The sequence below is a fragment of the Ruegeria atlantica genome, from assembly GCF_013032505.1.
GTDB classification, from domain to species: Bacteria; Pseudomonadota; Alphaproteobacteria; order Rhodobacterales; family Rhodobacteraceae; genus Ruegeria; species Ruegeria atlantica_F.
The window spans coordinates 163,149-188,706 of the sequence record NZ_WQCG01000007.1; the positions used below are offsets into that span (position 1 = coordinate 163,149).

A 25,558-nucleotide genomic window follows, 5' to 3' on the forward strand; every position below is an offset into this window, starting at 1 on the left:
CACTCGCTTAAGGACACGCGCAGATGCTGGATGCGGCTCAAACCACTGACGTCAAGGCGGAAACCCTGCTTGAGGTCAACAATATCGAGGTGATCTACAATCACGTGATCCTCGTCCTGAAAGGCGTTAGCCTGACCGTGCCCAAGGGTGGTATCACGGCCCTGCTGGGCGGTAACGGTGCGGGGAAGACGACAACGCTCAAGGCGGTGTCGAACCTGCTGCATTCGGAACGCGGTGAAGTCACCAAAGGTACGATCGAGTATCGCGGCACCAGCGTGCATGAAAGCGATCCCGCCGATCTGGTGGAAAAAGGCGTCATCCAGGTGATGGAAGGCCGCCATTGTTTCGAACACCTGACTGTCGAGGAAAATCTGCTGACGGGCGCCTATACCCGTAAGGATGGCAAGGCCGCGATCCAGCAGGATCTTGAACTGGTCTACACGTATTTCCCACGCCTCAAGGAGCGCCGTCGGTCGCAGGCAGGCTATACCTCGGGTGGTGAGCAACAGATGGTTGCGATGGGTCGGGCCCTAATGTCACGGCCCGAGACGATCCTGCTGGACGAGCCCTCGATGGGTCTTGCGCCGCAGTTGGTAGAAGAGATTTTCGGAATCGTGAAGGACCTGAACGAGAAAGAAGGTGTGTCCTTCTTGCTGGCCGAACAGAACACAAATGTGGCTCTAAGATTTGCACATTACGGCTATATTCTGGAATCCGGGCGTGTCGTGATGGACGGCCCCGCTGCCGACCTGCGTGAAAACCCGGACGTGAAAGAGTTCTATCTGGGCATGTCCGAAGAAGGCCGCAAAAGCTTTCGTGACGTGAGATCTTACCGCCGCCGCAAGAGGTGGCTGTAAGGGAATGGAGGATCTGGCGATGACCTACTACGACGCTCTCGAAACCCGATCAGCCGACGAACGTGCCGCCGATCACGCCCAGGCGCTGCGTATTCAGATGACCCGAGCTTTGTCGGCCCCCGGCTTTGCAGCGCATCTGGCTGATGCGGATACTGGTGCCGTTAACTCTGTCGAAGATCTGGCCAAATTGCCGGTATTGCGGAAATCCGATCTGGCAGCCGCCCAAGCGTCACGCCCGCCATTCGGCGGGTTCACCGTCAAACCCGCGCGGCATTTTCATCATGTGTTCCAGTCGCCCGGCCCAATTTACGAACCCGGCAGCACGGATCATGACTGGTGGCGCATGGGGCGGTTCCTGCATGCGGCAGGCGTAGGTCCTGGCGATATCGTCCAAAACTGTTTCGGGTATCACCTGACGCCAGCGGGAATGATCTTCGAAAACGGCGCACGGGCGGTAGGGGCCGCAGTGCTGCCAGCCGGAACCGGCCAGACCGAGCTGCAAGTGACCGCAGCGCGCGATGTTGGCTGTACGGCTTATGCCGGAACGCCGGACTACCTGAAGATCATTCTGGACAAGGCAGATGAGATGGGCGTTGCCCTAGAATTCTCGAAGGCTGTTGTGGGTGGTGGTGCGCTATTCCCATCTTTGCGTCAGGACTATGCCGACCGGGGCATTTCCTGCCTGCAATGTTATGCCACGGCCGATCTGGGCAACATCGCCTATGAAAGCGCTGCGATGGAAGGGATGATCATCGACGAGCATGTCATTGTCGAGGTTGTCACCCCGGGCACCGGGACACCGGTGGCGATAGGTGAAGTGGGTGAAGTTGTGGTGACTTCTCTGAATCCTGATTACCCTCTGATCCGGTTCGCCACCGGTGACCTGTCGGCTATTATGCCGGGTGTCTCTCCTTGCGGTCGGACCAATCTGCGGATCAAGGGATGGATGGGTCGTGCCGACCAAACCACTAAGATCAAGGGCATGTTCGTGCGCCCCGAACAGGTGGCTGCACTTGTCGATAAACACGAGGAAATCGTCAAAGCCCGTGTCATCGCCGCTCGTCAGGGAGAGATGGATACGATGACCGTTCAAATCGAAAGCGCGGCTGGAGACGACATGGCCTATGCCAAGTCCGTGGCGGAGGTGCTGAAACTGAAGGGCGCCATTGAGGTCGTGGCGCCTGGATCGCTTCCCAAAGATGGGTTGGTGATCGAGGATCAGCGCGTCTACGAATGATCCAAAACTAAGTCTGCGGCAGTATGTGCCGCAGATTTGTTTCGCTGCAGACTGGTGTTTCTTAGCATTTTGGTCGATTAAAGGCTGATCAATAGCCAACGCCATTTACAACCCGGGTCCATGGCCGAAATCGACTATTCAGAACACGGAACGCGCAATCGCGGCGCGTTGGGCACCCGTTTGGTGGCCGCTGTGGCTTACTTCGTGGCGGCGGCTTGTCTTCTGCCGATGGTCGCGGTTGTTCTGGCGGCGGTGACCGGTGGGACGGATACGGTCTCGCATCTGGTCGAGACAGTTTTACCCGGTTATGCGTTAACAACTGTCATCCTTGTCGTTTTGGTGGCCATCGGCACCTTCTCGATAGGGGTTGGGGCTGCTTGGCTGGTGACGATGACGCGATTTCCGGGGGTTCGCTTTCTTGAAATTGCGCTGGTTCTGCCGCTGGCCTTCCCGGCTTATGTTCTGGCCTACGCTTATACTTTCATTCTGGACCATCCCGGTATTGTGCAGACCACATTGCGGCAGGTGACGGGTTGGGGTCCGCGCGACTATTGGTTCCCGGAAATCCGCTCGACCGAGGGTGCGGCAGTGATGCTGATCCTTGTGCTTTATCCCTATGTCTACCTGCTGGCGCGCGCCGCGTTTCTGCAACAAAGCGCCACCGCCTTTCTGGCCGCCCGTGCACTGGGCAAAAGCCCTTGGCTGGCGTTCTGGCATGTGTCTCTGCCGATGGCCCGCCCGGCAATTGCAGGTGGCGTTCTGCTGGCAATCATGGAAACCATCGCTGATTTCGGCACTGTCGCCTATTTCGGCGTTCAGACCTTTGCCACGGGTATCTACACAAGCTGGTTCTCGATTGGGGATCGGGCCGCTGCTGCTCAGCTGGCTTTGTGCCTGCTGGGCTTCGCGTTGATCATGGCCGTGGCAGAACGGATGCAACGCGGCAAGGCGAAATACTACCAGGCAGGAAAAAGCCATGCCTCTCTGCCTTCGGCGCAGTTAAAGGGTTGGCAATCTGTGGCGGCTTTCACCTTATGTCTAGTACCTGTGCTCTTGGGTTTTCTGTTGCCAGTCTTCATCTTGATCCAGATGGGTCTGACCTCGGAACAAAACCTGCTGTCGCGGCGATATATCGGGTTCATTCAAAACTCGCTGACACTTGCGGGCGTGGCCGCCGTGGTCACGGTCTGTGCTGCGATCTGTGTTGGGTTCTTTCAGCGCCTTCGCCCGGGGCGGGGATCGTCGACTGCGGGTTATCTGGCGCGGTTGGGTTATGCGGTGCCTGGCGGCGTGATAGCCGTTGGCCTGATGGTGCCCTTTGCCAGATTCGACAACGCGCTGGATTCCTGGATGCGCGAAACGTTTGATATCTCAACAGGTCTGCTGGTTACGGGGTCGATCTGGCTGCTGGTGGCAGCCTATATGGTGCGCTTTCTGGCCGCTGCTCTCAGTGCATATGAAGGGGGGCAAAGTACGGTGCACGCCAATATGGATGCCGCGTCCCGGTCTTTGGGACAATCCCCGCTGGGTACATTGCGCCGTGTGCACTTGCCGATCCTGACACCTTCGTTGTTGACAGCCTTGCTGATCGTGTTTGTCGACGTGATGAAAGAACTGCCCGCAACCCTGATCATGCGCCCGTTCAACTTTGATACACTGGCGGTGCAAGCCTATCGTCTGGCCTCGGACGAGCGGTTGGAAGGAGCGGCCGTACCGTCGCTTGTGATCCTGGCCGTTGGGTTATTGCCGGTGATTCTGATCTGCCGGCAGGTCGGTCGTCGCTAAGGCGCAACAACCCAAAAATACCACGCCTTCGGCCATCAGGCTTGATTCAAACGCGTTTTCCGGCAAGGCTGAGGGTATGAACATGCAGCCTCCCAGCCGGTTTTCTGCAAACTCGGCACAGATGCCCGTCGCGTTTAACCGGCACGAGATGTCCAATATCCTGTCTGTCTATGGCCGGATGGTCGCCGCCGGAGAATGGCGCGATTACGGAATTTCCAATTTACGCGATATGGCGGTGTTTTCCATTTTCCGACGAACGGCCGAACACCCGATATACCGGATCGAAAAGCACCCTCGTCTGCGATCAAAGCAGGGGATGTATTCGGTGATCGGCATGGATGGGCGCATTCTGAAGCGCGGTCATGATCTGCGGACCGTTTTGCGTGTACTGGAACGCAAGCTGATCCGGTCCGTCGATCTTGATTAGAGCCTTACGTGCGATGTCACTGGCCCGTCACCCTGTTCCAGAATCCGTGTGATTGCCTGATCCATGGGTTCGAACGTCACGTCCATATGGTAGGCATTTGCGTGCAACAGCATGTTTTCGCTGGAAACCCAGGCTACGTGACCTTTCCAAAATAGAAGATCACCACGTTTTGGTTGCGTTCCGGCAGGCATCGCGGTGCCCAACGTGCGCTCCTGATCTCCGCTGTCACCCGGACAGGAGATGCCACAGGCCAGCAATCCAGCCTGAACCAGCCCTGAACAATCAATACCGAAGCGACTGTTGCCACCCCAAAGATAGGGCGTGCCTAGAAACAGTTCGGCCACAGCAACTGGATCGGTTAGGTGCGTTGCACTGAGTTTGGCGTGAATTGCGGGAACAAACCCAAGCTCTGTTTCCAGAAACCGGTTCTGTTCCGACAGCACGTTCAGTTTGCTGCCGAAACTCAGCGTCACCCGGTCAGGACTTTTCATGTCGGGCTGTTCGTAAGCATGTGTAGCAGGTGCCGTGATCCAGTGGGTTTCGGTTGTCTCGGGTCCAAGTTGGTTGGACAAAACCCAACCAGGATAGCCGTCTTTTTCAGCGGCAATTCGGCTCCATCCTTCGGTGTTTTCGACAATTTTGACACTATCGCCAAACAAAAGTTGCCGGTCCCGTGGGCCATCGGGCCTGCGCAGCAGGTCGACAACCGGCTTTATGATACGTGCGTGACTCATAGGTCCAAAATCTCGGGCAGGGCAGTCAACAAGGCGCGTGGTCCCTGTCCCAGACCGCCTTTGCTGCGCCCGGGCGCTTTGGTGGGCTGCCAGGAATAGATGTCGAAATGCATATATCGGCTGTCGCCGACAAAACGGCGCAGGAACAGGGCTGCGGTGATCGAGCCCGCGAACCCGCCCAATGGCGCGTTGTCCAGATCGGCAATACCGGGTTCGATCATCGTCTCATAGGGTTCATGAAATGGCATCCGCCAGACCGGATCGGCCGATTGTTGGGCAGCACTGGCCAGCGCTTTGGCCGCGTCATCGTCATCTGTGTAGAAGGGCGCCAGATCGGGGCCAACCGCCACCCGTGCAGCACCGGTTAGGGTCGCCATCGAGATGATCAGGTCCGGGTCGCCCTCATCCGCCAGTGTCAGTGCATCAGCCAGAACCAACCGCCCTTCGGCGTCGGTGTTATTGATCTCCACCGTCAGCCCCTTGCGCGAGGTCAGGATATCCCCGGGCCGGAAGGCATTGCCTGCGACCGAGTTTTCGACTGCCGGGATCAGCACGCGCAGTTGCACTGACAGCCTTAGCGACATGATCATCCGCGCCAACCCCAATACATTGGCCGCACCGCCCATGTCCTTTTTCATCAGGGACATCGAATTCCCCGGTTTCAGGTTCAGCCCGCCGGTGTCAAAGCACACACCTTTGCCGACCAGAGTCAACTTCGGGCCGGCTTTGCCCCAGGTCATCTCGATCAGGCGCGGAGCTTGCGCGGCGGCACGACCCACTGTGTGGATCATCGGGAAATTCTTTTCCAGCAGGTCTTCGCCCTGAGTCGTTGTGCAGGTCGCGCCAAATTCCTGAGCCAAATCCTCGGCTGCAGTTTGCAGCTGATCCGGTCCCATGTCAGAGGCTGGCGTGTTGACCAGATCGCGGGTCAGCGCCTCAGCACTTGCCAGCGCCTCGATCCGCGCGGAATCGACACCGTCAGGCGCGACAAGCTGCGCCTTGGCTGGCGATTGTTTGGCGTATCGATCAAAAGCATATCCGGTCAGCAGCCAACCGAGGCATTCTGTGTGCAGCACCTCTTCGGGCACACCGGATGCGATGTTATAGGACCCTTTTGGTAAGGTTTCGACCGCGGCAGCCAACGGGAACCGCTTACGCGCACGACCGCTGCTTTTGCCGTATCCCGCCAAGGCAATCTTGGGCGTGCCATCTGATTGCGGGATTAGCAAAGTCTGCCCCATAGCTCCGGTGAACCCGCTGGCTTTTACCCATGACACCACGTGGGTTGGCCGATCCTTCAACCAATCTTCGAGATCCGGCTGTGATATGACATGCAGCGGAACGGAGGGCTCAGAGGGCGAAGCGAAGGACAGGGTCATGGACATCTCGGCTGGTTCGATTTGCGCCCAGCCTAGCCGTCCACGATCCGTCCGCAAGTCCCGTCAGACGGAAAGATCCTGCTGATCCCAGATCACAGTCAGCGAATTCTCACCCACACGGATAAGGCGCGACAGGGTGGCCCCGGTTGCCACCGCATCCCCTGCATCGACATTTTGCGCTACGTCACCAGCGACACGGGCCAGTGCGGTCATGCCGATCTGTTCGGCGATCGCCACCAGAGACCGCGCGCATTTGCGCAGCCCGTCCCAGTCGCGATGCCGCCAGAGCCGCTCGCAATTTGACAGGCGCACAGCCAGTTCCTCGACCGTACGGCACAATACGTCCAGTGCGTTTTTGTCGCCCAGTTGGCGGTACAGCGCGTTCAAACGGTCCGAATCCAGTCGAACGGTTTCCTTTTGTTCAAGCGTGATCACTTTATCCACCACATCTACCCCAATTTTCTACGCCCCCACGGCATAGCTGCACATTGATGGTGGAATCCTTTGCAAAACCTTGCGTCGGTGATTGAAAATGGGTCGAATTTTCCGTGAATTCAGTTTAAAGCAACCGACAGACACACGAACAGCTTTCAATGTCCCACCCTTGTTTTGGTGCTCACTTGCTGCAAGTACCCATCCAGGAAAGTGCGGATACAAGAGGACAGGACTATGCCGATAACGACAGACGAACTGAACGCTGCCCGGAACGCTTGGGGCGAAGGTTTGATTGCCATTTCAAAAGCGTATGAAGATGGCGGTATCGATGCAGCCCGTCCGGTTGCCGAGGACGTTCTGGATGCCGCTTATGGCTATGGTTTGGGACCGGTGTTGTTCAAGCCGACGATGGCGTCGGGGGACCAGACTTTCCGCCCAACGCGCCACGGTGCGCTCGCTTATTTCGTGGGCCACGACGCCGAATATCCGCTTGATGGCGGGTTTGGTATCAAAGGTTGGCGCGCGATGGAAAGCGTAACTTCTGCCTCGTTTGTTGAAGGCGACGTTGCCATGTGGATGGGTTCCGTCATGCTGACAGACAAGGATGGTAACGTCACTCAGGTAGACAAAAGTTTCGGCTACAAGAAAGACGTCGAAGGCAGGCTGCTTATCGTCCTGCACCACTCATCCTTGCCTTATCAACCGTGAGGAAAGCGTTGGGTTAGACGCAGCATCGCACTGACAAGCGGTCGAAAGAAATCGCATGGCGCGGATCAGGCCTCTGATTTCGCGCCATTTTTTGTTATGATCGAAACCATAGTTATTTTATCAGGAGCGTGTCATGCGATTCATTAAACGTATTCTCGTTACTCTGCTTGTTCTCATTCTGATTCTGGTTGGCGTATCTTACCTTTTGCCGGGCAAGGCCGAACTGTCCCGCAGCATCACGATCAACGCGCCCGCCAGCGCGATCTTTCCATACGTGAATTCGATGCAGGAAACTGAAAAGTGGTCGCCTTGGCTGACGCGTGATCCGGAAACCCAATTGTCCTATAGCGGGCCCGAAGCGGGCGTCGGCAACACTTTGAACTGGACATCTGAACACCCGCAGGTTGGCACCGGATCACAGGAAATCGTAGAAAGCGTTCCGGACCAGACTGTCAAAACAGCGCTTGATTTCGGCCCGATGGGGACTGCGTCGGCATCCTTTGAGCTGACGCCTGAGGGAGAGCAGACTCAGGTGACCTGGGGGTTCGAATCCGATCTTGGCATTAACCCCATGTCACGCTGGATGGGCCTGATGATGGATAAATGGGTCGGCGGAGACTATGAGCGCGGTCTGACCAACCTCAAGGCACTAGTCGAGGGGCAGGGGTAGACTGTTTGCGAAAATCTACTTTGCAACAAGTTGACATTACCGGTTCTCGGCGGATTGAGGAGACTGTTGTGCGGTCTTGAGCTGAGACAAGGGATTGGATGAAACCCAGCTCCATGCTCTTTTCATGGTTGCCCTGTATTGCTTCAGGGGTCGCTCGAAAAGTGCGGCAAACCCGAAACAGATCATCAGTGTAAGACCAAGTAGCCAGAGATCGTATCCGGGCAGTTCTTCTGGCAAAACGGCATCGAGAAGATGCAGTGTCGGGTAATGCACGAGATAAAGCGAGAAACTGCCCCCAGCGATCCAGCGGACACTGCGGGCGACAAGACTATCGTCGGGCATCGGCAAGTCTTCGGTAAGCACGCGGACTCCGTACAGGTGGACCGCAATACAGAAGGCTATAACTGAGTTCCAAAGTACTTCATCGGAGTAGACGAGTATTGCGTGATAATTGTGTGGCTGAAACAGTTGAAACGTGAAGTTTGCTAACCACTCGGGTACATTGGTCACCTTCAATGCAACCAACAACAGGATGCTGCCAACGGCCATAGACCAAGCTCTTGAACGCGCATGAATCGAATGGGTGTCCGGAGCCATTTTCCAAACCAAAACCCCTATCAACCAAGCTGGGAACATTGCCAACACCGGTATTCCAACCAGTAAGGCAATCAAAGCAACGATGACAATGCGCAGTGGGCCTTTAAGGAAGATGATGCTGCCAAACAGCAAGTAAAACCCGACTTCGTAACTCAGAGACCATATTGGTCCGTTTGTTCCCAACCTTACCCAATCAGAGATGCCGGTCCAAAGGTTAGTGACAGTCAAACCTCGCCACAAAAACTCGCCCAATGGCAGAGGTGAATAATACAAATCCGGATAGGCGGTCATGTCGACCCGCGTACCGATCGCGTCAAAAACAATTGTCAGGATAAGTGCTGGAATGAGCACTGAATAAATCCTAGTCATGCGATTGAATGCGTATCGTCCAAGAGTCCGATCCCGACCTGCCGCATAGGCGATCACGACGCCAGACAGAACGAAGAATACTGCAACAGCATCGCTGGCAACGTTCCAATCCCGCAAGAAGTAATAGTCCCCACGGGTGAACCGTATGTGAGCCATATGGCCAAACAGGACGGTTAGCGCGGCGCTCGCGCGCAGAAAGTCCAGCCATAGGGAAAAACCTGGCTGTATCGCTTCCGTGTTTGGCGCGACGGTTTGCGTCATGCCAGTGCCTGTACTAATCCGCCCTTTGATCGCATCCCAACTCTCTTTGAATGGAAGGACGAGTGCCGCAATCAGCGAGGGATAAGGTTGATCGATTGGCTTTCCGGTTCCATCCGATACACCAAATGTGAGCTTTTCCCGTTCTGTTGGGATGTACAGCGTCCCAAACATCCAATCCCAAAGCGCGAAAATAGAGCCATAGTTTTTGTCGTGGTGTTTGATGGCAACAGAATGATGAATTTGATGTTGTGCCGGTGAAATTAGAATATGCTCGATTACGCGGCCGTAGCTTATCCAGATATGACTGTGTCTAAAGTTCGCGCTCAGTGCGTTGAAAACGAAGTACAGCGCATTGGCGCCGCCGATCGTCAAAATATTGATTTCTCCAACAAAAACGTAAAGGCACAGTCCCTGAACGATGCCCACAAAAATTGAAATCAGGACGTTTCGAAATAAGGGCTCAATGGGGTGTACCCGCTGAACTGTAAGCGGAGTAAGAACATCCGCCGAGTGATGTACTGCGTGGAATGGCCACAGAAACTTCATCTCATGGTGAGCGCGATGCGCCCAGTATTTACAGAAATCACTCGAGACAACAATTATGAGGGTAACCAGAACAGTTTGTGCCCAACCCGGCTGAGCTGGCTCAAGTTTGGAACCGCCGAGCAAATTGAGCAGGGCATAGGCCATAGTTGTTGGAAAAAACAACGCCCCAAAAACGCCTAGCGCAGCAACCGCCCGGCTGGCAAAAAATAGTTTGATATCAAGCAGGTTGGACCGATGCGAATAGACATTTTTAGGGGCAAGCCACTTTATGAAACTTTCTGAACCGCCACGGCTACGCCAGATGAAGTATGCGATGATCACAGAGCAGCAGATGTAAAAGATAGAATACCGCACGTTCAGATCGATCGGTGCGCTAAAAACACTCTCAAGAAACGAATTTAATGTGTCCAAAACCAGAACTTTCTTAGCGTTTTTGAGAAAATAGTTTCACAATGCGGCGTTAATTGGGCCTTTCGCAGACAGAACGCAGGCGACATAGCGCGTTGTATCTGGTGCCTAAGTGACTTGAAAAATTCAACAAAAAACCCCGCCTACAATATGACGGGGTTTTTGAGGATTAATTCTATGAAAAAGTTTTAGCCCTTCTTCAGAACCTCACGGCCCAGCAGTTCGGCAATCTGGACTGCGTTCAGCGCAGCACCTTTGCGCAGGTTGTCGCTGACGCACCATAGATTGATGCCATTCTCAACGGTCGAGTCCTGACGGATACGGCTGATAAAGGTGGCAAAGTCGCCCGCGCATTCGATCGGCGAGACGTAGCCGCCGGGTTCGCGCTTGTCGATCACCATGATACCCGGTGCCTCGCGCAGGATGTCGCGTGCTTCGTCTTCGTCCAGAAATTCCTCGAACTCGATGTTCACGGCCTCAGAGTGGCCAACAAACACGGGAACGCGGACGCAGGTGGCTGTGACCTTGATCGACGGGTCGACGATCTTTTTGGTTTCCACAACCATCTTCCACTCTTCCTTGGTCGAGCCGTCTTCCATGAAGACGTCGATTTGTGGAATGACGTTGAAAGCGATCTGCTTCTGGAACTTGTTTGGCGGAACGTCCGTGGTGGGATTGTAGACCGCTTTGGTCTGATCCCACAGCTCATCCATGCCTTCCTTACCAGCGCCCGAAACCGACTGGTAGGTCGACACGACTACGCGCTTGATCTTGGCGCGGTCATGCAGCGGCTTCAGCGCGACAACCATCTGCGCGGTCGAGCAGTTGGGGTTGGCGATGATGTTCTTGTTCTTGTAGTCGTGGATCGCCTCGGGGTTACATTCCGGTACGATCAGCGGAATATCCGGGTCATAGCGATACAGCGACGAGTTATCGATCACCACGCAGCCGGCGGCCGCCGCCTTCGGGGCGTACACTTTGGTCGCCTCGGAACCCACAGCAAACAGCGCCATGTCCCAGCCGGTGAAGTCGAACGTGTCCAGATCCTTGGTCGTGAGTGTCGTGTCGCCAAAGCTTACTTCGGTGCCCAGCGAACGACGGCTTGCCAACACGGCAAGTTCATCGACGGGGAACTGGCGTTCCGCCAGGATGTTCAGCATTTCGCGGCCCACGTTACCCGTGGCGCCGACGACTACGACGCGATAGCCCATTTCATGTCTCCAAAGTTAAGGACGCGCGTTCATAGCTGCGTTGCGGCGAAGAAAAAAGAGTTTTCGGGGCATTATTCCCGTAATGACGCCGATTTTACGCAGTCCGGCGCGTCAGGCGTCGCTTAGGAGCCGTTCATAGAGCGCAACGAGCGTTTTTGCTTCGCCATTGATGTCAAAATTCTGCTCGACATGGTTGCGGGCGGCGATGCCGGAACGCGCAAGGGATTCGCGGTCGGCCAGCATGGCTGCGGCCGCATCAGCCAATGCCGGGATGTCGCCGGGTTTAACCACGTGACCCAGCGAGGCGTCGGTGACTATCTCGGAAAACGCGCCTACATCGGTTGCAACAACCGGCACGCCACAGGCCATCGCCTCGAGGGGTGTAAGACCGAAGCCTTCCCACCGTTGGGGGGCGATGAAAAGGTCCAGCACCTGATACCACTCGGCGATCTGATCGACGGTGACTTCGGGCATGAACAGGATGCGGTCAGACAGGCCCGCCTTGGCGACCTTATCTTTTAGCTCGGTCAGAAAGCCGGTGTGTTTTTCCGTGGCACGGCCCATTACGATGCCATGCACATCATCGAAACGATCGCACAGGTCGATCATCGCATCGACAAAGGCATCGGTGCCTTTCTGATGGCGGATTCGGCCATAGCAGCCTAGCAGCAGCCCTCCAGGTAGACCCAAACGTTGGCGAACTGCGGCTTTATCCTCAGGCGGCGTGAAATCTTGTAGGTTGATGCCATGCATGATGACCTGTGCGTCTCGCTCAAGATAGCCGGCAGTTTTGCGCGAGGTCGCGACAATCGCGTCCATCTTGTCGATCAGCCATTTCGTATAGCCTGAATGAGCCCGTTGCGAGGCGCTGGTGAACAGCAGTTTCAGGCGCAGCCGGAAGATGTTGCGCAAGACAAGTCCCAACAGCATCTCGGTATTGCGACGCGCGTGCCAGACGCGCAGCGTTTTGCGCGACAGAAAGGGCAGTCGGCCCAGCGGGATATGCGGGATGTCATCTGGCAGGCCCGGCCCGGTCGCGACGATGTCGATCCATTGCACCTGCAGCGGCACTAAACGCGCAATCGTAGCTGTTACGCCCGAAAGCCTGCGTTTGAGATTGGGGGCAATGACGCGCGGGTCGGACACTGAGATACTCCTGGCGGTTCCAGCGTCAGTCGACACTGTCGCGGCTGAACAGATAGATCACGCAGCCGATGGCCAGCGTAATGGCAAAAAAGCCGAATATCGCTGTGTAGGGCGCGGTTGGACTGATGTCCACCGTGGCGGCGTGGATGCGCCCGGTGACGAATTGGGCCAGACCAACTCCGCCGATGCCGAACAGATTCAACAGGGTCATGCCGCGCCCGATCAGGTGTGGCGGCACAAAGGCACGACCATGGGCCATGATGACCGGAAAGCTGGCCCCCAGGAACCCGATCGCTGCCATTAGCACAACTGACAGCCAAACCACGTTGTCGACCCACAGGCACATCAGGAACAAACCCACCACAGCCAGCGCGTTGCCGCCGAAAACCACCCATTTTCGTGTACCAAACATTCTGTCCAGCGGACCGTAAGCAAAAGTTCCGGCAATCATGGCTGCGCCCATGATCAGGGTCGCCGTCCCGATCTGGGTGGTGCCAAGGCCGAAGATATCGCTCAGGTACGGCCCCGCCCAAAGGCCGCGTGTTGCGGCCGACGGGGCATAGGCCACCAGCATCAGCGGCAGGATCGCCCATAAAGCGGGCTCTTTCAGCAGGTCCAGCACCGATCCCTTGTGTTCGGTCTCAACGCGGTTCGGGTCATGCACGCTGAACCAGATACCCAGAGCGATGGCCGCAGAAAACACCGCCAGTGCCACCATCGTTGCCCGCCATCCCATCAGCTCAACCGCCAACGCTGTGGGGTACGAAGCTACCAGATTACCGACCGATCCGACGCCCAGCATGATCGCGGCCAAGGTAGCAAAACGCGCAGGTGGGAATTCGCGGGCGAAAATGTAGTAAGACGCCATCAGGACCGGCGAGCAGCCAACCCCGATCAAGCCCATCGCGATGGCAATATGAAACGGTGTGCTGGCCACAGCGAACAGCGCGGCTCCGCCGGCCCCCCCAACCATCAGCAATACCGCCGCCGTCAGGCGCGGTCCGACCCGATCCAACGCCCAGCCCACGGGCAGTTGCATGGCGGCAAAAATCAGAAACCAAAGGCCCGAAGCAAAGGCCAGATCCTCGGGGGTGGCGCCGATGTCGCGCCCCAGATCGACGCTAAGCACCGCAAGAAAGGCGCGAAAGAACTGGCTGAGCACATAGCCCAGGCACAACACCACCAGACCTGCTTTCATGAAAACCCTCTCCCCATCCAGCGGAGAAATGCTTGGCACGTCGCGGTGCCACACACAAGCACGTGTGCTATACTGTTTTCACCGGACAACGATCACATTCGGGCTATCCTTGAGCTTACCGAACATCCGAGGTGCCAATGAAAGACGCTCAGGCCGCGTTCTATGACAGTCTTCCGCTGTTGCGGGACTTTACCCGCCTCGTGGATCCGGCGCGGTTTTCCGCGGTTCCAGGTGACTGGGCGCTGGGCGTGGCCGATATCGTCGATTCCACCGGTGAGATTTCAAAAGGGCGGTACAAGACAGTGAACATGGTCGGCGCCGCGGTAATCTCGGCCATGATCAACGCGATGCGGGGCAAGGAATTTCCTTACGTTTTCGGTGGCGACGGTGCCGGTTTTGCCGTGCCCGCAAGTGAGATCGATACGGCCAAGGCGGTGTTGGCGGACCTCAGACGCTGGGCGGACGAAGAGTTTTCGATCTCGCTGCGCGCGGCGTTGGTGCCGGTCGCAGAAATTCGCAAGGCGGAAAAAGACCTGAGGGTTGCGCGTTATGCGCCGTCTGACGGAGTGGATTACGCCATGTTCTCGGGTGGCGGTTTGGCCTGGGCCGAGGCGCAGATGAAGGCTGGCAACTTCATGGTTCCACTTGCTGATCCCGGTGCGCAGCCCGACCTGACCGGATTGTCCTGTCGGTGGTCCAACAGCAAAGCACGCAACGGTCAGATTGTCTCGGTCGTGGTTCAGCCCACAGCAAACGCAACCGAGAGCGACTTTGCCGATCTCGCCCGTTCGGTTTTGTCTGCCTCGGAAGAGTTGGACCGGTCGGGACATCCGGTACCAGAAAACGGGCCGCCGATCAGTTGGCCGCCCCCGGATGTTGGACTGGACGCCCGTGTGTCCAGGGCTGGACGCAGCCTGCTGCTGCAACGGATCAAGCTGCTGGGGCAGAACCTTTTGATCGCGCTGTTGTTCACGTCCGGCAAGCGGTTGGGAAATTTCGAACCCGAACACTACAAGCGCATGGTCAGCCGCAACGCCGATTATCGAAAATTCGATGACGGGCTGAAAATGACGCTGGATTGCGATCCAGCCACGCTGTCACAAATCAAGATGATGCTTGAACAGGCGCGGGGGCAGGGCAAGGTTCGCTATGGGCTACATGCCCAGGACGAGGCGATGATGACATGCATCGTCCCTTCGGCGACACGCGACGATCACGTCCACTTTGTCGATGGTGCTTCGGGCGGCTATGCACAGGCGGCCGCCGTCATGCACGCCTGACGCACTATTTCGCTTTCCATTTTGCCGCCAGAGCCCGCGATGTCTGAGCGAGTAACATCACATCAATACCAACGGCCAGAAACTGAGCACCCATGTCAAAATAGGCTTGCGATGCCTCGTCATTGGTACCCAGAATTCCGGGCGCTTTGCCTGCGGTTTTTATACGAGCTATGGCATCCGAAATGACGGCGCGCACTTCTGGAGCCGCGCTGTTTCCCTGATATCCCATATCCGTCGACAGATCTGCCGGGCCAATGAACACCCCATCAATACCTTCCACCAAAAGGATATCATCCAAAGCTTCCATCCCGGCGCGGTTTTCTACCTGAACCAACAGGCAGATTTGGTCGTCGGCGGATTGGATGTACTCGGGGATCGAGCCATACATTGTCGCCCGGGCCGCACCGGCCCCAACGCCGCGCACGCCTGTTGGCGGATAACGACAGTCACGTACCAGTTGCCGCGCCTGATCAACGGTTTCGACCATCGGTACCAGAACGGTTTGCGCCCCGGCATCCAGCACCATTTTGATCAAAGCGGTGTCCCCGACCGGAACTCGCACGACCGGATGCGAAGCGCTGGCAGCTAGCGCCATCAATTGATTCCGGATCGAGCGGATATCGTTCGGCGCATGCTCACCGTCGATGACCAGCCAGTCGAACCCGGCAGTTCCCATAATCTCGGCGGTGATGGTTTCGGCGAAACTCATCCAACAGCCGATTTGCCGGTTGCCCTGCTTTAGAGCCTGTTTGAAGCTATTTTTCTGGGCTGGCATGGTCGGGTCTCCTGTCTATTTTAGCGAGCGGGCGATTTCAGTTATGACGTCAAAAGCCATTTGAACATCCTCTTCAGTGGTTTCGAACTGACCGGCCTGAAACCGGATCACCAGATCGCCATCAACGCGGGTTTGCGTCAGATATATGCGGCCATCATCGTTAATGGCATTCACCAAACGCAGGTTCAGATCGTCCAGATCCGTATGGCCGGTCGGATTGTAACGGAAAGTCCACAACGACCACATCGGCTGAGTTACGATTTCGAAGTCCGCCTCTGCCGCCAACCGGTCATGCAGCGCCACGGACCAGTTTACGTGATTGCGCAGGCGTTGGCGCAACCCTTCCAGACCATATGCCCGGATCACGAACCAGAGCTTGAGCGCCCGGAAACGACGGCCAAGTGGAACAGACCATTCCGAATAGTTGATGATACCGTCCTTGCCATGGGTCTTGAGGTATTCCGGGCTGATCGCCAATGTCTGCACCAGATCATCCGGATCCTTCAGAAAATGTGCGCAGCAATCGAACTGCACGCCCAGCCATTTATGTGGGTTAAAGACGATGCTGTCGGCCTGATCCACACCGGGCCAGTAATGTCGATATTCCGGGCAGATCATCGCCGACCCGGCCCAGGCGGCATCCACATGGGAATAAAGCCCGTATTTCTGAGCGATCTTCAGGCATTCATCTACAGGATCAGTCGCCCCCGTTCCCGTGCCGCCCACGCACAAAATAACACCTGCAGGTCGCAAACCAGAGTCTAAATCAGCCTGAATTGCAGCTTCCAGTGCTGCGGGATCCATCCCGCGCCAGTCGCCCTTGATCGGAATGCGCACCAGATTGTCTTGCCCGATCCCTGCCACCCAGATGGCGCGATCAACCGAAGTGTGCACTTCGGCCGAACAATAGACGCGCAAGGGCTTTTGCTCGAATAGACCTTGTTTGTTGCCTTGCCATTTCAATGCTTTCTCCCGCATCGTCAGCACGGCAGCCAACGTCGCGGACGAGGCGGAATCCTGGATGACACCCGCAAACCCCTCGGGCAGATTAAGGGCGTGGCGTAACCAGTCCATCATCCGCGTTTCCATTTCTGTGGCGGCCGGTGAGGTTTGCCACAACATACATTGCGGTGCGATGGCGCTGGCCAGAAACTCGGCCAGGACCGATGGGGCAGACGCGTTTGAGTTGAAATAGGCAAAAAACCGAGGATGTTGCCAATGGGTGATCCCGGGCATCACGATCTGTTCGAAATCCTGAAACACGTCCTCTAGTGGCTGCGCGTTCTCGGGTGGCAACGCGGGCAGGGCGTTGAGGATATCCCCCGGCTCGGTTCGTGAGCGGACGGGTTTGTCACCTACAGTCAGGTGGTAATCCTGTGTCCACTCGGCAATTCTCTTGCCCCAATCCGAAAATTCATCCCACTTCATCTTAACCCTCAGATCTCTGCCAACCCCGGGATCGGACCGGGATTGTGTTTGTTCCTGCGCCCAGTGATGGCCATTCTGATGAAAACGTCAATATTAATTGCTTTGTTTACTAATTTCGAACTGTGCCTCAATGCTAGGCGGTGCTTGAAATGTTAGCGTATTGGACGGCCAATATACTGATATCATGCATAAAATTTTTGGCCAGTTGCAGTTTGGCCTAATTTGGGCGAAAATTCCATCATGACCAGCGACTTGCCTAAAACGTCTCGCTCATTGCCAATAGCACTGCTGCGGGCGCGCGAAAGGGTCATGGGGCCTATTCGGAATATGCTGGCTGATGCGGGTGTTACGGAACAACAATGGCGCGTTCTGCGTGTTTTGAAAGAAGAAGGCCCGCAAGAGCCAACGCGTATTGCGGATCGTGCGTGTCTTTTGCTGCCCAGTCTGACGCGAATTTTGCAAAAACTGGAAGGCAAGGATTTAATCCAGCGCCGGGCCCATCCCGAGGACAAGCGCCGCCAGATCGTCGATATCACCGCTAAAGGTGAAAAGATCATCCAAGAGAATATGCAGGTGACGCTGCGCTTGGCCGAAGAGATCAAGACACAGCTTGGTCCGGATCGGCACGAGGCCCTGCTGGACCTGCTGAACGATCTACATGATCTGAAGACCTGATCGCGCGTCTCGGATGGCTTTTGCCCCCGCCAGAGAAGTATGGGTATCCTCCGGCGGGGTGGCCAGACTTTGACTGGACTGCGTGTCTGGCCCGTGGCCGAGTGGTTCAGGTTGCCCTTGTCACCCGGCACACGCCTCAGAGAAGTGGCCGCTTTAAAACAGGCGGACATCCGGACCCAAAGACAGTGTGGGGGTACAGGTCTTTGGCCGTCACTCTCTGATTCAGTTACACCCGGCTACAGGCAAATAGCCTGATCGGTGACGGGTGGATTTAGGTGCGCGCCAAGTGATGAGTGTCACAAACGATGATGACGAGACCCATGTTACAACCAATGGTAGCGCGCGCCCGGTGCATTCCAAGGCGAAACCAAGAATTGTGAACAGCCTGCGACAAGCACCTGTTCGCATCATGGTGATGTCAGGCGCGATCCTGTGTGGCTTGCCCAAGTGATCCCGCCCACTTAGAAACAAGCTGCCAGCTGCAGTTAGGGGGCTTCGATGCCGGACAACCTGTTTTCCTTACCAGACCCGATTTCAATTCCGGTTGAGGGGGAATTGTCGACATATCCCGTTGGGCGCATTTTCTGTGTTGGCCGCAACTACGCAGCCCACGCGGCCGAAATGGGGAATGAGGTCGATCGTGAAGCGCCCTTCTACTTTACGAAATCGGCACCGAACGCGGTCATGTCGGGGGCAACTGTGCCTTATCCGCCGGGAACCGAGAATTTTCACCATGAGATGGAGCTGGCGGTTGCGATCGGCAAACCCGTTTTCCGTGCTACGAGCTCAGAGGCGTTGGATGCGGTTTATGGCTATGGCTGCGCACTGGACATGACGCGCCGTGACCTGCAAATCCGCGAACGGAACAAACAGCGCCCGTGGGATCTGGGTAAAGATCTGGAAAACGGCACCGTTTTTGCCCCGTTGACCCGAGCGGAGGACTGGTCCCCGACCAACGACAAGCGCATCTACCTGAACGTAAACGGGGAAACGCGTCAGGACGCGACGCTGGAAGAATTGATCTGGAAGATTGATGAGATCGTCTGCCATCTGTCCGGGTACTACCATCTGCGGCCTGGAGATCTGATCCTGACCGGCACGCCGGCAGGGGTTGGCCCGGTTCAGGCGGGTGATGTGCTGGAAGGCGGCATCGACGGCTTACAGCCGATTAAACTGACGTTGGCATAGAACGGGCTCTATTTAGGGGCGTTCAGCCAATCACGGGCGAATTCCACGCTGTCCAACCCGGCAAATCGGCGGACTCGATCAAGTTCGGATTCCAACCTTTTGGTCCTTGCGTCGGACCAGCGCACATCCCGTTCCGGCCATAAGGCGCTGACCTGCAGCACACCGCGATCCCGGTTGGCTTTCATATCAATTCGCCCGACCATCCGGTCGCCCTCAAGCAGCGGGAACACGTAATACCCATAGGTGCGTTTGGGGGCTGGTACGAAGACCTCAATCCGATAGTGGAAACCAAACAGGCGCTGGGCTCGGGTACGGTCCCGCAGCATTGGGTCAAATGGGCTGAGGATCCGTATGCGGCCTGAGGGGCGGGTAACGGCCCTTGCGTCCTCGGAAACGGTGGGTCGGGCAATCAACTTGCGCAGTTTTCCATCCGCGCAGGTGATTTCGATTTCCTCCAAAATGCCCCGTGTTAGACCCTGTTCACACCAGGATTTTGCCTCGGTAACAGTTACGGTATCCCAAAAAGCGGCCAGTTCCCCAGAAGTCGCAAACCCCAAACGATCCAAGGCTGCATTGCACAGCCAGTCGACGGTTGCGTCCTCGTCGCAAGGCGCGTTCCCGGGGCATAGATGCGTTTCAATTACGCGCTCGGTCAGGTCATAGCGTTTTTGAAATCCTTGTCGCCCGATGACTGTCAAAGCGCCCGAGCGCCACAGAAACTCCAACGCTGTTTTTGACGGATGCCAGTCCCACCAACCGCCAGATCCCTTTTTCTCATCCTTGCCGACATCCGACGAGGATACGGGCCCGTGGTCCCGGATATGTTGAAGAACGGTTGCAAACCGCTGTTCGAACCCGTCGCGGCGCCAGTTTTTCCATCGGGATTTCAAAAGGTCTGCATCGCGTTGAAACCGCAAATGCCAGTGCGGATAGAATTCCATCGGAATGACAGCCGCGTCGTGAGTCCAGTGTTCGAACAGTGCGCGGTCGCGTTCATAAAGGCGTTTGAGATTGCCGGCGCGATAGGATGGACGGCGCGAAAACAGGATCATGTCATGCGCCCGCGCGACAGTGTTGATGCTGTCCAGTTGTACAAAGCCAAGCCGATGGATCAAACCCAGCAAATCCGCGCCTTTTGCACCGCCCGAGGGCGGCTCGGCCAGCGCGTGGCGATCCATGAACAGCGCGCGGGCTGCCCGGTTGTCCAGCCGCTGCACTGCCATAATTTTAACGCCGCTTTAGCGTGTCGCCGTAGCTGATCTTGGGGGTCAGGGTCACACGCGTGTCGACTTCAACCGTTGGGTCGGCCAATTGCGATGCAATGATTTCAGCGGCCTTGCGGCCAATCTCTAACCGGCAAGCGTCCATAGTCGCCAGTTTGCGCGGCAGGCCCTGCAAAAGCTCGACGTTGTTGAACCCGGCCAGACCGATCTGCCCTGGCACATCAATGCCCTGATCCAGCAGGTACAACAGCCCGCCAGCTCCGATCATGTCATTGGAGTAATAGAGAAAATCCAGATCGGGCGATCGTTCCAGCATGGTCTGGGTCATCTCACGCCCTTTAGCCAGCGCCGACCCACCTGAATAGAACTCACGATCCTCGATCTCGATCCCGTGTTTGCCCAGAACTTCGGTGAAACCTTCGAACCGTTTGCGAGCCCGGTGATCCAGCGGCATTTTCGTGCCCATGAAGCCAATATGTTCGTACCCAGCCTTCAGGATGGCCTGCGCCATTTCGCGACCTGCTCGACGATGCGAAATCCCAACCATCGCATCCACTGGCTTGCCGTCGGTGTCCATAATCTCGACCACTGGGATCCCAGCAGAGTCCAGCATTGCCCGCGCCGCCTCGGTGTGCTCCAGACCGGCAATGATTACACCGGAAGGTCGCCACGAGAGCATCTCGTACAGCACTTTTTCCTCTTTTTCCGGCATATAATCGGTGACGCCGACAACAGGTTGCAACTCGGTATCTTCTAGAACCTGGTTGATGCCGGTCAGGACCTCAGGGAAGACCATGTTGGATAGCGAAGGAATGATCACCGCCACCAGATTTACTCGGCTGGACGCCAACGCGCCCGCGATCTTGTTGGGAACATAGCCCAGCTCTTTTGCCGCAGCCAAAACACGCGTGCGCGTCGCGTCTGAGACATCGCCCCTGTTTCGCAGAACCCGACTGACCGTCATTTCTGATACTCCGGACGCTTCCGAGACATCACGAAGGGTAAGTGGGCGTTTGGTATCTGTTGTCACTGAGGCACCTGCGATATTGATTTGCCCGATGGTAGCGTGAACAGAACAAGTTTTACAACCACCGCGCAAAGACCACGACAACCTCGAAAACCAAGAGACAACGAGACAATTACCCCCCCCAAGCGACTGTATCGAGTAGTCTTCACCTCAGGGATCGCAAAATCCCCTAAATGTCCGGTATTCATGCCGAGGCGTTAAGACTTCAGTAACGGGTCTGCCCCAGTCAAACTGCTTTGTGCAGAATAATCGATCCGCCAAGCCGGCGCGCCTTTTCCTCGTGCGTGTCCGCCCTGCTTTCTGTCTCGGCCCACGGCATTACTGGAACCACGCTCCGTGGGACTTCCATGGATTGCGATCAGGCGGCAATGGGAAGACTAGCAAGCGATCAAGCCATGCTCGGCGCTGCGTCGGGTTTGAATTCGGTACCTCAGACCCAAATCCGCCAGACGATGACAGAAATACATCAAGTGAGTGCGACCATCGCTATTTTCCGATCTCGAAGTTGGACGAGTTGGGCGCCATATGTTCGCAACCATGTCGAGCGTCCGCAGTTCATCATGACAGTTGCAGCCTGGCAAAGCGCCCGCCTCAGATTGACATTCTCGGCTTTGGTGGTGTTGCCCGAGACATTGCGCTCACCGGATTGTTTACGCGAAGGCGCCGGACCAACTCAGGGACCGGCCCGCTTCGAAGATCGGAAGCGTGCTGGAACAGGGCCGAACCAGCCAAGGTGAAGCAGACGCGCAATCCCTTCGACATCCTGCCGATCCGTCTTGACCTGTATCGCTTTCAGGCACCTCTTTGACCTGGCGGGCTTCCAAAAGCACAGCATCCAGGGCCAACTCGGCTAGCTCTCGATGCGACCTCTGCGACACTGGTCGTATTGGGCTGCGACCCGCCGCCATTCTTTCAACCTACTGATCATAATTTCGATGCGGTGGCGCTGTTTGTAGCGCCATTTGTTCTACCTGACGGTCGTCTTACGTTGTTTTCGACCCGGGATGCAGGCTCGTATCTCTAAGTCCTTCAACGCTTCTCGGAACCAATCGGCGTCATAACCCCGATCTCTGAGCAGCCATTCGGCGCTTGATAAGCTGGTCAACAGATCCCGCGCACCTTCGAAGTCGCTGATCTGCCCGGCATTGACTAAAAAGCCAACAGGCCATCGCTGTCTTTCACAGATTGCATGGGGCCAAGTATTCACGCCACCCTTGGTTCGCACGTTCGGGGGTGCTCACCCCATTTTTTGATACCGATTCCGGTCGCCATTTGGTGAGCATTCAAAAATGTAGCGTCGATCCTGACGGTCTTCTCCAGACCGGGATCGGCGGCCCGACCCATCAGATGCTGGGCCAAGATACCTATCTCACTCCATATCTTGCATGGCTTCTTCTGAGGTTCATGTATCTTCGTCGCATCACGTCAGCATAAACCGCTAGGATTGATAAAGATAACCCCGCTCATAACACGTGGATCAAGCGCGCGAGTTCTGCCATTAGACTTGGCCACGCAGGATGGCAAACGTGCCATTTGCGCGTCATTCGTCCGGTATAGGTTACTCAAATCACCGCTCGATATACCTGCCGTCAATCACGCCACATGGAGAAAATCCATGAGTCCTGACCCTAGCCTTATTGGTGAGTCTGCATTGGACCAATGCCCTACCTGGCACCGATACTAATTCGTAACACTTAGAAGGAGTCGACTACTCAAGCACAGACAATATCCATCGTGCCACGATGCTGCATATTGATGGATTGGCGTAGGTTTGTAGGGCTGAATTGCCTCAGCTAAGAGGTTTTGCGAGATGGCAGAATCTAATTACGAAAGCTAACCTAACGTTAACGCTCCCAGCGGATGTCATTTATTTGAAAATTAATGAAAAGTGAATTCCGGTTGCCTTAATTGGGTCATCATTTTAAGAGAAATTTCGCGCAATAATTACCGCTTAAGCTGAGAATTCCTAATGGCTACAACGACATTTGTTTCAAGACCACCTGCATCCTCCCCCCTGAGTGCAATTCAAGGTACACGCGCGTATGGTGATGGTAACCCTGCGACCGTAACAACCATTTCTTACCACTTCGGTAATTTTCCGGACACGCAAACCTGGACTTCAGAGTATAAAGCCGAGTTTCGTGCAGCGCTGGCCGCGATCGAATCTGTCGCAAATATTAGATTTGTTGAAACACTATCCTTCGGTTCTGCCGATCTGGTGGAAGCTATCGCACCGGCTTCATTTTTTGATTCACCGAATGTTCTTGGGTTTCATTCAACCCCGTCGAATGGGGTGTCAATTGGTGCCTTCAATACAGGATTTTGGAAAGCTGGTTCGAATAGCAATGGCGACCCGGGTGGTTTTTTCTTCACAACGTTGTTGCACGAGTTAGGTCACGCTCTTGGGTTAGGTCACCCGCAAGATGATGGGCTGGGCACAACGGTCATGGCCGGGGTCACCGCGCCATTCGGCTCATTCGGTGTCGGGGGCCTCAATCAGGGTGCCTATACCGTTATGTCGTATAATGACGGCTGGACTTCCAATAATGGGGTTCTTTCTGCCAATGCGACGTATGGGGGTTCGACCGGATTGGGTGCGCTGGATATCGCGGCGCTTCAGGCAATGTATGGTGCGAACACTTCGACCAATTCCGGGAACGACACATATGTCATCCCGGCCGCGAACGTCGCTGGTGTCGGGTATCAGGCTATTTGGGACACCGGCGGATATGATTCGATCTGGTACCAAGGAAGTGCGAACGCAAGAATCGACCTGCGCCCTGCGACACTGGATTACACTGACACCGGTGGCGGTGTAATTTCGTTTGCTGAAGGAGTAAAAGGCGGCTTTACCATCGCGCAGGGTGTTGTGATCGAAAACGCCTATGGCGGTGCAGGTGACGATCTGATCTTTGGCAACAACGCCCAGAACATTTTGCGCGGCAACAGCGGCCACGACACGTTCCAGTCGCTGTCGGATGGAAGCAATAACTCTATCTTCGGCGGTTACGGTAACGACTTGATTTACGTCGCGGTCAGCACCGGTGCAGATCAGGTATTTGGCGAACAAGGCAATGATGTTGCCGTTATTTCAAGCAATGCCGGATCTTTTTCCGGCGGAACCGGCACAGATATCGCTAGGTTCGTTAGTGCGCTGAGCGGATATCTGTTCATTAGTGACGGTTCGACTTACCAGTTTCTGAACGTCGTCACGCGTATCACGTTTTCGATTTCAAGTGACGTGGAGCTGATCCAATTCCAAAACGGTTTGATTCAGTATGACCGGTCTAGCATCATAAACGCGACACAGCTTTCGGATATCGACACTACTGGGTTGACACTGAAGCACGCAAATCAGGGTGTCTATGTTGTGGATGCGGGCAACTCGAACGTCGGCGTGACTTTGAATGGTCAGGCGGTCGGGCAAAACTCGATTGCAGGTTGGCAAGCAGTTCAGACCGAAGTGTATTTAAGTGGTTATAAACTGCTTTGGAAGCACGAGAGCGGAGCATTCAGCGAGTGGTACATCAACAGCGCGGGTCAGTTTGTCGCTAGCGCCGGTATCCAAAACATTGTCGACTTCGAGACATACTACAATGTCGATCTGAATAGCGATGGCCGGACCGGTCACTTCTCGACCCTTATTGAAAACACCGGCGGCACTTCGCTCTTTTCGTCCACTCACGAAGTCTATCTTCTAAACGACAATATTGGTTTGACCCTGAACGGCGGCCTTATCGGTGCCAACAGCATTGCCGGTTGGCAAGCGATTCAGGCCGAAGCCATTGAAGGTGGTTTCAAAGTGCTGTGGAAGAATGGAGACGGTGCATACAGCGAATGGACCGTCAACAGCGCAGGTCAGTTTCAAGGCAGCAACGGGGTCGGAAGTGTTATCGACGTCGAAGAATTCTACAACGTCGATCTGAATAACGACGGCCGGACTGGACACTTCTCGACGCTTATCGAAAACGACGGGGACACGTCTTTCTACTCG

At 55.9% G+C, this 25,558-nt stretch carries 22 protein-coding genes and 2 pseudogenes; 11 read left to right on the forward strand and 13 right to left on the reverse strand.

What is annotated here, in order from left to right; translation table 11 throughout:
* The first annotated feature begins 23 nt into the window (after window positions 1-23).
* The 4 genes from GOW92_RS20550 to GOW92_RS20565 all read left to right on the forward strand — a co-directional run bounded on the left by GOW92_RS20550 (window position 24) and on the right by GOW92_RS20565 (window position 4,306).
* The gene (locus GOW92_RS20550; RefSeq protein WP_170564209.1) at window positions 24-857 is read left to right on the forward strand and encodes an ABC transporter ATP-binding protein; all 834 of its coding nucleotides are present in this window, start codon (window positions 24-26) and stop codon (window positions 855-857) included.
* Between the two features lie 19 nt (window positions 858-876).
* Window positions 877-2,094 carry a phenylacetate--CoA ligase family protein gene (locus GOW92_RS20555; protein ID WP_170564211.1) on the forward strand — a complete coding sequence of 406 codons (1,218 nt, stop codon included), beginning with the start codon at window positions 877-879 and terminating at the stop codon, window positions 2,092-2,094.
* A 120-nt stretch (window positions 2,095-2,214) separates the two neighbouring features.
* Window positions 2,215-3,879 carry an ABC transporter permease gene (locus tag GOW92_RS20560; RefSeq protein ID WP_170564214.1) on the forward strand — a complete coding sequence of 555 codons (1,665 nt, stop codon included), beginning with the start codon at window positions 2,215-2,217 and terminating at the stop codon, window positions 3,877-3,879.
* Between the two features lie 76 nt (window positions 3,880-3,955).
* The gene (locus tag GOW92_RS20565) at window positions 3,956-4,306 is read left to right on the forward strand and encodes a DUF2794 domain-containing protein (RefSeq protein ID WP_170564217.1); all 351 of its coding nucleotides are present in this window, start codon (window positions 3,956-3,958) and stop codon (window positions 4,304-4,306) included.
* Here GOW92_RS20565 and GOW92_RS20570 read toward each other — a convergent pair.
* The 3 genes from GOW92_RS20570 to GOW92_RS20580 all read right to left on the reverse strand — a co-directional run bounded on the left by GOW92_RS20570 (window position 4,303) and on the right by GOW92_RS20580 (window position 6,866).
* Window positions 4,303-5,040: a C40 family peptidase gene (locus GOW92_RS20570; RefSeq protein WP_170564221.1), complete on the reverse strand. Its 738-nt coding sequence runs from the start codon at window positions 5,038-5,040 to the stop codon at window positions 4,303-4,305. The genes GOW92_RS20565 and GOW92_RS20570 overlap by 4 nt on opposite strands.
* The gene (locus GOW92_RS20575) at window positions 5,037-6,419 is read right to left on the reverse strand and encodes a leucyl aminopeptidase family protein (protein ID WP_170564224.1); all 1,383 of its coding nucleotides are present in this window, start codon (window positions 6,417-6,419) and stop codon (window positions 5,037-5,039) included. Before GOW92_RS20575 ends, GOW92_RS20570 begins: the two co-directional genes overlap by 4 nt.
* Before the next feature lie 63 nt (window positions 6,420-6,482).
* Window positions 6,483-6,866 carry a hypothetical protein gene (locus GOW92_RS20580; protein ID WP_368040313.1) on the reverse strand — a complete coding sequence of 128 codons (384 nt, stop codon included), beginning with the start codon at window positions 6,864-6,866 and terminating at the stop codon, window positions 6,483-6,485.
* A gap of 222 nt (window positions 6,867-7,088) precedes the next feature.
* On the opposite strand from GOW92_RS20580, the gene GOW92_RS20585 reads away from it, so the two are divergent.
* Window positions 7,089-7,562, forward strand: coding sequence for a phosphoribosyl-AMP cyclohydrolase (locus tag GOW92_RS20585; RefSeq protein WP_170564227.1), 474 nt, complete (start codon window positions 7,089-7,091; stop codon window positions 7,560-7,562).
* Between the two features lie 133 nt (window positions 7,563-7,695).
* Window positions 7,696-8,232: an SRPBCC family protein gene (locus tag GOW92_RS20590; RefSeq protein WP_170564230.1), complete on the forward strand. Its 537-nt coding sequence runs from the start codon at window positions 7,696-7,698 to the stop codon at window positions 8,230-8,232.
* A gap of 36 nt (window positions 8,233-8,268) precedes the next feature.
* Here the strand turns inward: GOW92_RS20590 and GOW92_RS20595 are convergent, their stop codons facing one another.
* The 4 genes from GOW92_RS20595 to GOW92_RS20610 form a co-directional block, all read right to left on the reverse strand.
* Window positions 8,269-10,416 (reverse strand): sterol desaturase family protein, encoded by a 2,148-nt coding sequence (locus tag GOW92_RS20595; RefSeq protein ID WP_170564234.1) that lies wholly within the window; start codon window positions 10,414-10,416, stop codon window positions 8,269-8,271.
* Window positions 10,417-10,601: 185 nt separating this feature from the next.
* Window positions 10,602-11,624, reverse strand: coding sequence for an aspartate-semialdehyde dehydrogenase (locus GOW92_RS20600; protein ID WP_170564237.1), 1,023 nt, complete (start codon window positions 11,622-11,624; stop codon window positions 10,602-10,604).
* 111 nt (window positions 11,625-11,735) lie between these two features.
* On the reverse strand, window positions 11,736-12,770 hold the full coding sequence (locus tag GOW92_RS20605; protein WP_170564240.1) for a glycosyltransferase family 4 protein: 1,035 nt from the start codon (window positions 12,768-12,770) through the stop codon (window positions 11,736-11,738).
* 25 nt (window positions 12,771-12,795) lie between these two features.
* Window positions 12,796-13,968, reverse strand: a complete 1,173-nt coding sequence (locus tag GOW92_RS20610) for an MFS transporter (protein ID WP_170564243.1) — start codon at window positions 13,966-13,968, stop codon at window positions 12,796-12,798.
* A gap of 137 nt (window positions 13,969-14,105) precedes the next feature.
* Between GOW92_RS20610 and GOW92_RS20615 the strand changes: the two genes are divergently transcribed.
* Window positions 14,106-15,248, forward strand: coding sequence for a DUF3095 domain-containing protein (locus tag GOW92_RS20615; RefSeq protein ID WP_170564246.1), 1,143 nt, complete (start codon window positions 14,106-14,108; stop codon window positions 15,246-15,248).
* 4 nt (window positions 15,249-15,252) lie between these two features.
* Here the strand turns inward: GOW92_RS20615 and GOW92_RS20620 are convergent, their stop codons facing one another.
* A complete protein-coding gene (locus GOW92_RS20620; protein ID WP_170564249.1) occupies window positions 15,253-16,023 on the reverse strand; it encodes an aldolase/citrate lyase family protein in 771 nt (256 codons plus the stop codon).
* Window positions 16,024-16,038: 15 nt separating this feature from the next.
* Window positions 16,039-17,451 carry a pyridoxal phosphate-dependent decarboxylase family protein gene (locus GOW92_RS20625; RefSeq protein ID WP_170564252.1) on the reverse strand — a complete coding sequence of 471 codons (1,413 nt, stop codon included), beginning with the start codon at window positions 17,449-17,451 and terminating at the stop codon, window positions 16,039-16,041.
* 240 nt (window positions 17,452-17,691) lie between these two features.
* Here GOW92_RS20625 and hpaR point away from each other — a divergent pair, with 240 nt between their 5' ends.
* The 3 genes from hpaR to GOW92_RS20640 all read left to right on the forward strand — a co-directional run bounded on the left by hpaR (window position 17,692) and on the right by GOW92_RS20640 (window position 19,314).
* Complete coding sequence (gene hpaR, locus GOW92_RS20630) at window positions 17,692-18,126, forward strand: homoprotocatechuate degradation operon regulator HpaR (RefSeq protein ID WP_170564255.1); 435 nt, start codon at window positions 17,692-17,694, stop codon at window positions 18,124-18,126.
* A gap of 289 nt (window positions 18,127-18,415) precedes the next feature.
* Window positions 18,416-18,577, forward strand: coding sequence for a hypothetical protein (locus GOW92_RS20635; RefSeq protein WP_170564258.1), 162 nt, complete (start codon window positions 18,416-18,418; stop codon window positions 18,575-18,577).
* Window positions 18,578-18,624: 47 nt separating this feature from the next.
* On the forward strand, window positions 18,625-19,314 hold the full coding sequence (locus GOW92_RS20640) for a fumarylacetoacetate hydrolase family protein (protein WP_170564261.1): 690 nt from the start codon (window positions 18,625-18,627) through the stop codon (window positions 19,312-19,314).
* A gap of 8 nt (window positions 19,315-19,322) precedes the next feature.
* Here the strand turns inward: GOW92_RS20640 and GOW92_RS20645 are convergent, their stop codons facing one another.
* From GOW92_RS20645 to GOW92_RS20660, 4 genes and pseudogenes are all read right to left on the reverse strand, one after another.
* On the reverse strand, window positions 19,323-20,537 hold the full coding sequence (locus GOW92_RS20645; protein ID WP_170564264.1) for a winged helix-turn-helix domain-containing protein: 1,215 nt from the start codon (window positions 20,535-20,537) through the stop codon (window positions 19,323-19,325).
* Between the two features lie 4 nt (window positions 20,538-20,541).
* Entirely contained in the window at window positions 20,542-21,567 is a 1,026-nt protein-coding gene (locus GOW92_RS20650; RefSeq protein WP_170564267.1) for a LacI family DNA-binding transcriptional regulator, read from the reverse strand.
* Window positions 21,568-21,994: 427 nt separating this feature from the next.
* Window positions 21,995-22,445, reverse strand: a pseudogene (locus GOW92_RS25465) (transposase); the annotation flags it as partial.
* A pseudogene (locus tag GOW92_RS20660) lies at window positions 22,415-23,130 on the reverse strand (IS5 family transposase). The pseudogenes GOW92_RS20660 and GOW92_RS25465, both read right to left, overlap by 31 nt.
* A 403-nt stretch (window positions 23,131-23,533) precedes the next feature.
* Here GOW92_RS20660 and GOW92_RS20665 point away from each other — a divergent pair.
* A partial coding sequence (locus tag GOW92_RS20665; RefSeq protein WP_170564271.1) for a M10 family metallopeptidase C-terminal domain-containing protein occupies window positions 23,534-25,558 on the forward strand: 2,025 nt, incomplete at its 3' end.